Origin of the sequence: Hydrocoleum sp. CS-953 (genome assembly GCF_002260545.1) — a bacterium.
GTDB lineage: Bacteria > Cyanobacteriota > Cyanobacteriia > Cyanobacteriales > Microcoleaceae > Trichodesmium.
This window is the reverse complement of the sequence record NZ_LGSU01000400.1, coordinates 1-2,989: the sequence shown is the minus strand read 5'-3', so window position 1 is coordinate 2,989 and position 2,989 is coordinate 1. Positions and strand designations below refer to the sequence as shown.

1 protein-coding gene is annotated in these 2,989 nt (G+C 41.4%); it reads left to right on the top strand.

What is annotated here, in order from left to right; genetic code table 11:
* The first annotated feature begins 94 nt into the window (after window positions 1–94).
* On the top strand, window positions 95–2,833 hold the full coding sequence (locus AFK68_RS03895) for a CBS domain-containing protein (protein ID WP_094671676.1): 2,739 nt from the start codon (window positions 95–97) through the stop codon (window positions 2,831–2,833).
* Window positions 2,834–2,989 lie beyond the last annotated feature (156 nt).

The window sequence follows — 2,989 nt, the reverse complement described above, 5'->3', positions numbered from 1 at the left end:
TAGAAGATAATATACTATTTTAATAATACCTAATTATTTTAAATTAAAACTTCTTACTTTTGACTTTTGACTTTTGAATTTTTACTTTTAATAAATGAACATAATCTTATGCCACACAACCGCAGACTTCGACGCTCTCGGCGCCGCTGTCGGACTAACTCACCTCCACCCAGGTAGTCGCCTCGTACTAACAGGCGGTTGTCACCCTACCGTCAAACAATTCCTCGCTCTCCATCGAGATGAATTTGCCATCATCGAACGTCGCTCCGTTAACCCAGAACAAATTCGCTCTATATATATAGTAGATAGTCAAACACGCTCCCGACTCGGAAAAACTACCGAATGGTTAGACTTACCCCACCTATCAGAAATTATCATCTACGACCATCACTGTGAAATTCAAACCGATATTCCCGCTACCCAAACTTATATAGAAGCAGTGGGAGCTACCACAACCCTAATCACAGAAAAACTCCAGACTCTCCAAAATAAACCTACCCCTATATTAACTCCAGCAGAAGCAACAATTATGGCACTGGGTATTCATGTTGATACTGGTTCCCTGACTTTTGACCATACAACACCAAGAGACGCAGCAGCTTTAGCATGGTTAATGCAGCAAGGAGCAAGTTTATCTGTGATAGGTGAATATGTCGAACCCGGTTTGTCACACCAACTGCAAGATTTATTAAAAATAGCTCTGGAAAATTTGCAACGCTCCACCGTGAGAAAATATCAAATAGGGTCAATACTTTTACACACAGATGAATATGTTCCTGGTTTATCCAGTTTAGCTTCCAGTTTAATTGACCTCACAGAAATAGATGCTCTATTGCTAGCTCACACCCACTCCCTCAAAAACACAACAGAAAAAAGCTTAAATATTATCGGGCGATCGCGCATCCCAGATACTAACCTCAGTCAACTATTTCAACCTCTAGGGGGTGGTGGTCATAACCGAGCAGCAGCACTTAGTCGGCGAGACACCAAACCCCAAGCAACATTAGAAAAGTTAGTAGATAGACTCATCTCTCAAATTCCTCACCCACCCACTGCTAGAGATTTGATGTCATCTCCAGTTCGCACCATTCCTCCCGAAACATCTATAGAAGAAGCTCACCGAATACTATTACGTTATGGTCATTCTGGTTTATCAGTAGTAGACTCATTTGGGGAATTGGTGGGAATTATTTCTCGGCGAGATATTGATATTGCTCTGCATCATGGTTTTAGTCATGCTCCAGTCAAAGGTTACATGACACCCCAACTGAAAACTATTTCCCCAGAAACAACTCTCCCAGAAATTGAAGAGTTGATGGTTACTTATGATATTGGGCGGTTGCCTGTCTTAGAAAATAACCGTCTAGTTGGAATAGTCACCCGTACCGACGTTTTACGGGAATTGCATCAACAACAACGCCCCCAAAATCAACAACCTGGTTGCATTCCTGGGGAAACTTGTAAATCAATTACACAACTTTTAGAAGATCGCCTCGCACCCCAACTTTGGCAACTACTCACTTTGGTTGCTGAGTTGGCAGAAAAAAGAGGTTGGCAACTATATCTAATTGGGGGAGGAGTAAGAGACTTACTGTTATCAAAATTTGATGATACTCTATTATTAACAGACATAGATTTAGTTGTAGATGGTTGTCACTCAGACTCAGCAGCAACAGCTCCAGCAGTAGAGTTAGCACAAGCACTGCAAAAAATTTATCCGACAGCACGTTTAGAAGTTCACGGTCAATTTCAAACTGCTGCTCTCCTCTGGCACAATGATCTAGTATTAGACTCCCTTTGGATAGATATTGCTACTGCTCGTACAGAATTTTATCCCTATCCAGCAGCTAACCCAGAAGTTGAAGTAAGTTCGATTCGCCAAGATTTGTATCGGCGCGATTTTACTATTAATGCTTTGGCAGCACGACTGACTAAACCCCGTGCTGGAGAGTTACTTGATTTTTTTGGTGGTTTGTCAGATTTGCAAGAGAAACAAATTCGGGTATTACACCCTAATAGTTTTATTGAAGATCCGACTCGTATTTATCGCGGGGTAAGGTTTGCAGTGAGATTGGGATTTGAGATTGAAGAGAAAACCGAGGAATATATTCGTTATGCCATTAATAGTGGGGTTTATGACCGCGAAAGTGTTGGGAAGGTAGAAAAAAATAGAAGAGCGCCTGCTTTAGAAACTCGACTCAAAAGTGAGTTGAAATATATTTTACAAGCTCACTACTGGAAACCTGCTTTAAAGTTATTGGGAAGTTTGGGGGCGTTGCGTTGTATTCATCGTACTTTGGAGTTAGATAAGAGGTTGTGGCAACAGGTGTGTTTGCTGGATAGGTGTTTACAACGTTTTGACTCTGAGAAAAATTTATCTCATTGGCAAATGCGCTTAGAAGTTTTGATTGCTGGTTTAGAGTCTGAGTATCGGGGTTTGGTAGGGAAAAATTTACAGTTACCTGTGGATAGTATTAAAAGATTAGAGGAATTGGAGTTGGCAAAGGTTATGGTTATGGAGAATTTGCCGAAATGTGATACTCCGAGTCAGGTGGTGTGGTTGTTGAGGGAGTATGATTTACCGATGTTGATTTTGATTATTGTGCAATGTGAACGTTGGATGCGACGCAAGGTTTGGCAATATTTGACTCAGTGGGCGAATGTTAAACCTATTTTGAATGGAAATGATTTGAAGGTGATGGGTTATAAACCGGGGCGTCAGTTTAAGTTGATGTTGGATGATATTTTGGCTGCAACTTTGGATGGGAAAGTGAGCGATCGCTCTGAAGCTGAGAATTTTTTAGCTCAAAATTATCCAAGAGTAAGGGAGTAGGGAGTGTGGAAAGTTTTGCCGTGGTAGCATCTTGCTTCCGTACTCAAAATCTCAGAAGTCGGAAGGTAGGGTTCGCTACCAACTGTGTCTCCTAACTATTGTCCAACAGTTGAATTAATTCTCCCAACTCAATCATCAGGCGATCGCTACCAACTG